Consider the following 6,789-nt stretch of genomic DNA (forward strand, 5'->3'; position numbering starts at 1 on the left):
TTGAGCTGGCGCAGCTCGACCTTGTTGTCCGGGCCAACCACCAGGGCGGTCGGGGTGCCTTTCAGGTCGCGGGTCACGCCTTGTTGTGGCGCCAGGATCGCTGCACTGTTCACCCCGGCTTGCAGCTGGGCGTGGACGAACATGCCCGGCAGCAGAGTGTGCTGAGGGTTGGGGAACACGGCGCGCAGGGTCACCGAGCCGGTGCTCTCATCCACCGAGACTTCGGAGAACTCCAGCTTGCCTTCGAGCTTGTACTGGCTGCCGTCTTCCAGGGTCAGTTTGACCTTGGCGGCGTTGTCGCCGACTTTCTGCAGGCGACCGCTTTCCAGCTCGCGGCGCAGCTCCAGCAGCTCAACCGAGGACTGGGTGACGTCGACGTAGATCGGGTCCAGCTGCTGGATCACCGCCATGGCATCGGCCTGGCCGTTGCTGACCAGGGCACCTTCGGTCACCGAGGAACGGCCAATGCGGCCGGTCAAAGGCGACAACACCTTGGTGTAGCGCAGGTTGATCTGGGCGCTTTGCAGGGAGGCTTCCGATTGCAGGCGGTTGGCCACGGCGGTGTCGTATTCCTGACGGCTTACGGCTTGCTCGTTGACCAATTGCTTGTAGCGATCGGAAATCGACTGTGTGGACTGCAGATTGGCCTGAGCACTCTTCAGCGTTGCCTCGTAGACCGACGGATCGATCTGATAAAGCTGCTGACCTTCCTTAACATCTCCGCCTTCTTTGAACAGACGCTTGAGAATGATCCCGTTTACCTGTGGGCGAACTTCGGCGATGCGGAACGCGGTGGTCCGGCCCGGGAGTTCGGAAGTCAAGGTAAAGGCTTGTGGTTGCAGGGTTACGACACCGACCTGAGGGGCTTGAGGGGCTGGCGCCGCCTCTTCCTTTTTACATCCGCTGAGCAGCGATGCCAGGGCGACGGCAGTGACCAGAGCGGTAACAGCTGGCTTGAGTTGCATGAAAATCCTCGGGTCAGGCACGCAAGATGCGCACAAGAAAAGTGGAAGGGTAAAAATGCTTGGCTGAGTGGATAAGTAGCTTGCTAAGGAATATACTTACATTCATGGTTGTTTGTAAATACCCTAGCGGCGTACCCATCTGGTTACAAAAGCCCCTGTAGGTGTTGAATTGTAGGCTGGGCAAACGGCACTCGAGATGCCGTTCCATATTTATTCAGAAGGTCTTCACGCATCGCTGAAAGATCCTGATCGAGGTTTTACTGCCATGGTCCGTCGTACCAAAGAGGAAGCACAAGAAACTCGCAGCCAGATACTCGAGGCCGCCGAAAAGGCCTTTTACGAGCGTGGCGTGGCGCGTACCACCCTGGCCGATATCGCGGCGCTGGCGGGAGTGACGCGCGGTGCCATCTATTGGCACTTCAGCAATAAGGCCGATCTGGTGCAGGCCATGCTCGACAGCCTGCGTGAACCTTTGGACGAGATGGCCGCGGCCAGTGAAAATGTAGATGAAATGGACCCATTGGGCTGCATGCGCATGCTGCTCATTCATTTGTTTCATCAAGTTGCCCTGGACCCGAAAACCCGACGCATCAATGAAATCCTGTTTCACAAGTGCGAGTTCACCGATGAAATGTGCGATCTACGCCGTCAGCGTCGCGCTGCCAGCCTGGACTGCAACGTACACATCGAGCTGGCGTTGCGTAATGCAGTGAATCGTGGGCAATTGCCCGAAAATCTCGATGCAGCGCGGGCAGCTATTACGCTGCATGCGTTTATCGATGGCATTCTCTACCAGTGGCTACTGGCCCCGGACAGCTTCGCCCTGCACACCGAAGCAGAGCGCTGGATCGACATCGGGCTGGATATGCTGCGCTTGAGCCCCAGCCTCCGTCATTAAGACAAAATGCGTAATTGAGTCCGGTTGTGTCAACATTTAAGGCGAGGGACATACATCCCTGTGGTCGCAGATCACGATGGGGTGCTTTTATATACGGGCTGGCTGCAGGTTGATAGATAGCGAACTACGTATTTTGTAGGGATTTTGTTGCGGGTGTGTGAATGAGTGTGAACCCTTCACCGTTCAAAGGCACAGAACAGCCAATCAAGGGCATCGCCCTGATTTGTCTGGCGGTTCTGCTCTTCGCCAGTCATGACGCGCTGTCCAAATATCTCTCGACCTTTTACCCCATCGTCATGGTGGTCTGGGCCCGTTATGTGGTTCATACCTTGCTGATGCTGGTGGTGTTCGTCCCCCGCAGCGGCTTTTCCGCGGTGGTGCGAACCAAGCGTCCCGGCCTGCAACTGCTCCGAGCCTTATGCCTGATCGGCACCAGCCTGTTGTTCACCACCGGCCTGCGCTATATCCCCCTGGCGGAAGCCACCGCAGTCAACTTCCTTGCGCCCTTGCTGGTCACGGCCTTGTCCGTGCCGTTCCTGGGCGAGCGGGTCAGCCGCGGGCAATGGCTGGCGGTGCTCGCGGGCTTCGTCGGGGTGCTGATTGTGGTGCGCCCCGGTGGCGTACTCTTCACTCCGGCGATCCTGCTGCCCCTGGGCTCGGCGCTGTGCTTCGGCTTTTATCAGTTGCTCACCCGCAAGCTCAGCGGCATCGACAGCCCCACCACCAGCAACTTCCTGACCGGGATCTTCAACAGCCTGATCATGAGTGCGTTGTTGCCGTTCTTCTGGAGCACGCCGAGCTTTGTCCACGGCCTGTTCATGATCGGCCTCGGCACTTGCGGCATGCTGGGCCATATGCTGCTGACCCAGGCCTTCCGCCATGCTGCGCCGGCAATGCTGGCGCCTTTCAGCTACGGGCAAATTCTGTTCGCCGGCCTGTATGGCTACCTGATCTTCGGTCACACCCCAGACAGCTACGGCCTTATCGGCATCACGGTGATCTGCCTGAGCGGCCTGGCGGTGGCCTGGACTCAACGCAAGCGCTAATCCTGACACTTACAAAAAAGCCCCGGCTCGCGAGAGCCGGGGCTTTTTATTTACCGATGCAGCCTTACAGTATCGGGTAGTCGATGTAGCCGACCGGGCCTTTGCCGTAGAAGGTTTGTGGATGCGCCTCGTTCAACGGAGCATCGGCCTTCAAGCGAGCCGGCAGGTCCGGGTTGGCAATGAAGGGCACGCCGAACGCGACGGCGTCGGCCTTGCCGGCAGCCAGCCAGGCATTGGCGCTGTCCTTGGTGAAGCGCTCGTTGGCGATGTAGGGGCCGCCGAAAGCTTCTTTCAACTGCGGGCCCAAGCTGTCGGCGCCTTCTTTCTCGCGGGAGCAGATAAAGGCGATACCGCGTTTACCCAGCTCGCGGGCTACGTAAGTGAAGGTCTGCGCCAGGTTGTCGTCACCCATGTCATGGGTATCGGCACGGGGTGACAGGTGCACGCCCACTCGGCCGGCGCCCCAGATTTCGATGGCGGCGTCGGTGACTTCCAGTAGCAGGCGGGCACGGTTCTCCAGAGAACCGCCGTACTGGTCGGTGCGCTGGTTGGTGCCGCTTTGCAGGAACTGGTCCAGCAGGTAGCCGTTGGCGCCGTGGATTTCCACACCGTCAAAACCGGCGGCCTTGGCGTTTTCCGCACCGACCCGATAGGCATCGACAATGTCGGCGATCTCGGCGGTTTCCAAGGCCCGCGGGGTTGGGAAGTCGGCCAGTGGACGCACCAGGCTGACATGGCCCTTGGGCTGAATGGCGCTTGGCGCCACTGGCGTTTCACCGTCCAGGTAGGACGGGTGGGAAATCCGCCCCACGTGCCACAGCTGCAGGAAGATCTTGCCGCCGGCGCCGTGCACCGCCTTGGTCACGTTCGACCAGCCACGGACCTGATCGTTGGACCAGATGCCGGGGGTATCCGGGTAGCCCACGCCCATTGGGGTCACCGAGGTGGCCTCGCTGAGGATCAGGCCAGCGGAAGCCCGCTGCACGTAGTACTCGGCCATCAGTGCATTGGGTACGCGGCCGGCGTCGGCGCGGCAACGGGTCAGCGGGGCCATGATGATGCGGTTGGACAGCTCGAGATCGCCGATCTTGATCGGATCAAAGATAGTGGTCATGGAATGCAGCCTTCTATATAGGAAAGAAACGGATCAGTGGGTCGCAGCAGCCAGTTCGGCATTGCCGCCCTGGCGAAAGGTAATCAGCGTCACCAGCAGGGCCAGGATCGCCAGAACTGCAGCTGCCAGGGGCACGCTGGTCAGCCCGAAACCGTGGGCGATGACGCTGCCGCCGACCCAGGCACCCAGGGCGTTGCCGATGTTGAAAGCGCCGATGTTCAGGGTCGAAACCAGGTTGGGGGCCGCCTTGCCGAAGGTCACCACATTGACCTGCAACGCCGGCACTGCAGCGAAGGAGGCGGTGGCCCAAAGGAACAGGGTGATTTCCGTGGGAATCAACGCCACGCTGGTCCAGGTCAACACGGTGGAGACCACGGCCATGGCCGCGAATACGCCGATCAGGGTGGCTCCCAGGCGTTTGTCCGCCAGCTTGCCGCCGATGATGTTGCCCAGGGTCAGGCCCAGGCCGATCAGCAGCAGGGTCCAGGTCACGCCCTGGGGCGAGACGCCGGTGACGTCGCCGAGCAACGGCGCAACGTAGGTGAAAAGGGTGAACATCGACGCGGCGAACAGTGCGGTCATGCTCAGGGACAGCCAGATCCCCGCGCCCTTGAGGGCTGCCAGTTCCGCACCCATGTCGAGTTTTTCCTCATCGCGCTTGGCCGGCAGGAAACGCAGCAGGCCGATCAGCGCCACTACACCGATGACCGTCACCGCCCAGAAGGTCGAACGCCAGCCGGCGGCCTGGCCCAGGGCAGTACCCAGGGGCACGCCGAGTACGTTGGCCAGGGTCAGACCGGTGAACATCAGGGCCACGGCCGAGGCGCGCTTGTTGGCGGGCACCAGGCCGGCGGCCACCACTGAACCGATACCGAAGAAGGCACCATGGCACAGCGCGGTGATCACCCGGGCGAACATCAGCACGTTGTAATCACTGGCCAGTGCACACAGCAGGTTGCCGACAATGAAGATCCCCATCAGTGCCACCAGGGCCGCCTTGCGCGGCAGCCGTGCGGTGGCCAGGGCCATGAACGGCGCGCCGATGGCCACGCCCAGGGCGTAGCCGGTAACCAGCCAGCCGGCGCCGGGAATCGACACCCCGAGGTCCGCCGCCACATCGGGCAAAAGCCCCATGATGACGAACTCGGTGGTGCCGATGGCGAAGGCACTCAAGGCCAGGATGATGAGTGAAAGGGGCATTGTCGGGTCCTTGTCAGATCAGAGCTGTTGGCTCATTTGCGTGAGGAACTGCTGGATGACTTCCTCATTGCGTTTGAAAAAATGCCATTGGCCGACTTTCCGGCTGCTGATCAGGCCTGCACGTTGCAAGGTGGCGAGGTGGGCGGACACGGTCGACTGCGACAGGCCGCAGCGTTGATCGATCTGTCCGGCGCAGACGCCGTGCTCATTGCTGTGAGCCTGATCGGGAAATTCGACTGTCGGGTCTTTCAGCCAGTGCAGGATTTCCCTGCGAACCGGATGTGCCAGGGCTTTTATTATTTCGTCGAGGTCGAGGGACATGGCGGTGCTCGTTTTCAGTGAAACGTTGTATCGCGTTGAAGCGAAATTTAAATCGTTATATCGCGATATACAAATATGATTTCGATCTTAAATCATTACTTATCGGTATATCGGGTTATAACGATATGCTGGCCGCAGTGCTAAGCTGCGTCCATGAATTATCTCGCACATCTGCACCTCGGCGGCCAGCGCCCGGGTCAATTACTCGGCAGCCTGTATGGCGATTTCGTCAAGGGACGCCTGCAAGGGCAGTTTTCTCCCGAGGTCGAGGCGGCGATCCAGCTGCATCGGCGCATCGATACCTACACCGACAGCCATCCTCTGGTGACGGCGGCACTGTCGCGTTTCTCCCTGACCCGACGGCGTTACGCCGGCATCGTCATTGATGTGTTTTTCGACCACTGCCTGGCCCGGGATTGGCGGCATTACGCCGATCGTCCCTTGCAGCAGTTCACGGCCGACGTGTATCGGGCCCTGGCGGCCGAACCACAGTTGCCGGCGCGCCTGGCGCAGATTGCGCCTTACATGGCGGCGGATGACTGGCTGGGTTCCTATCGCGAATTTGCGGTGCTGGAGCAGGTGTTGCGGGGGATTGCCCGGCGCCTGTCACGGCCAGAGGAGCTGACTGCGGCGATGGTCGAGCTGGAGCGGCTGTATGAACCGTTGAGCGAAGACTTCCGCGCCTTCTACCCGCAGTTGCAGGCATTCGCCGCGCAGCACATCCAATTGCCCTGACTCACGATTGCTGTTGTAGGAGCTGGCTTGCCAGCGAAGGCGCCTTCATGAATGGCGCCGGGCTTGAAGGCCTTTTCGCCGGCAAGCCGGCTCCTACAGAGTGTTTCAGGCGGCGACCAGTTCGCCGTTGCGGCGTGGTTCGGCGGGCTGCATGACATCACCGAACAGGGCTTTCTGCACCGCTTGCTGGGCCTGGAAGGCCAGCGCCGCACGTTCCTGGCCCTGGCAGGCAATGGGCTTGAGCACATGGATTTCCACTCGGCCCTGATCGTTGGCAAACAGCCGCATCAGGTGAGAGAGCAGGTCGTCGTCGCCAATGAAGGGGGCCAGGGTATCGATCTGGCCGTCGCGCAGGTAGCGGATCGCCACCGGTTGCAGGCAGACGTCGGCATCGATGGCACTGGCCAGCAGGCGTCCGTGGAAAGTGCGCAGGCCATGGCCGTCGGTGGTGGTGCCTTCGGGAAACAGCAGCAGCGGGTGCTGTTCCTGCAGGTGGCGGGTCATCTGCTT

8 protein-coding genes are annotated in these 6,789 nt (G+C 60.8%); 3 read left to right on the forward strand and 5 right to left on the reverse strand.

All coding sequences use genetic code 11. The features are described from left to right. Positions 1-965, reverse strand: a 965-nt coding sequence (gene emhA, locus BLX41_RS29950) for an efflux RND transporter periplasmic adaptor subunit EmhA (RefSeq protein ID WP_259745372.1), incomplete at its 3' end; no start/stop codon positions are given. A 265-nt stretch (positions 966-1,230) separates the two neighbouring features. Here emhA and emhR point away from each other — a divergent pair. Beyond that, positions 1,231-1,863, forward strand: a complete 633-nt coding sequence (gene emhR / locus BLX41_RS29955; protein ID WP_123727775.1) for an efflux system transcriptional repressor EmhR — start codon at positions 1,231-1,233, stop codon at positions 1,861-1,863. A gap of 161 nt (positions 1,864-2,024) precedes the next feature. Further along, positions 2,025-2,909, forward strand: a complete 885-nt coding sequence (locus BLX41_RS29960; protein ID WP_123727776.1) for a DMT family transporter — start codon at positions 2,025-2,027, stop codon at positions 2,907-2,909. A gap of 64 nt (positions 2,910-2,973) precedes the next feature. Here the strand turns inward: BLX41_RS29960 and BLX41_RS29965 are convergent, their stop codons facing one another. Genes BLX41_RS29965 through BLX41_RS29975 form a run of 3 tightly spaced genes read right to left on the reverse strand, consistent with a single transcriptional unit; the run spans position 2,974 to position 5,544 of the window. Next, a complete protein-coding gene (locus BLX41_RS29965) occupies positions 2,974-4,023 on the reverse strand; it encodes an alkene reductase (protein ID WP_123727777.1) in 1,050 nt (349 codons plus the stop codon). Between the two features lie 33 nt (positions 4,024-4,056). Continuing rightward, a complete protein-coding gene (locus BLX41_RS29970) occupies positions 4,057-5,223 on the reverse strand; it encodes an MFS transporter (protein ID WP_092320253.1) in 1,167 nt (388 codons plus the stop codon). An 18-nt stretch (positions 5,224-5,241) separates the two neighbouring features. After that, on the reverse strand, positions 5,242-5,544 hold the full coding sequence (locus BLX41_RS29975) for an ArsR/SmtB family transcription factor (protein WP_016965050.1): 303 nt from the start codon (positions 5,542-5,544) through the stop codon (positions 5,242-5,244). Between the two features lie 153 nt (positions 5,545-5,697). Here BLX41_RS29975 and BLX41_RS29980 point away from each other — a divergent pair, with 153 nt between their 5' ends. Next, on the forward strand, positions 5,698-6,279 hold the full coding sequence (locus BLX41_RS29980; protein WP_123727778.1) for an acyl carrier protein phosphodiesterase: 582 nt from the start codon (positions 5,698-5,700) through the stop codon (positions 6,277-6,279). A 105-nt stretch (positions 6,280-6,384) separates the two neighbouring features. Here the strand turns inward: BLX41_RS29980 and BLX41_RS36730 are convergent. Next, the coding region (locus BLX41_RS36730; RefSeq protein ID WP_404942807.1) for a 1-acyl-sn-glycerol-3-phosphate acyltransferase at positions 6,385-6,789 on the reverse strand (405 nt) is incomplete at its 5' end.

Origin of the sequence: Pseudomonas protegens, assembly GCF_003732485.1 — a bacterium.
GTDB lineage: Bacteria > Pseudomonadota > Gammaproteobacteria > Pseudomonadales > Pseudomonadaceae > Aquipseudomonas > Aquipseudomonas protegens_B.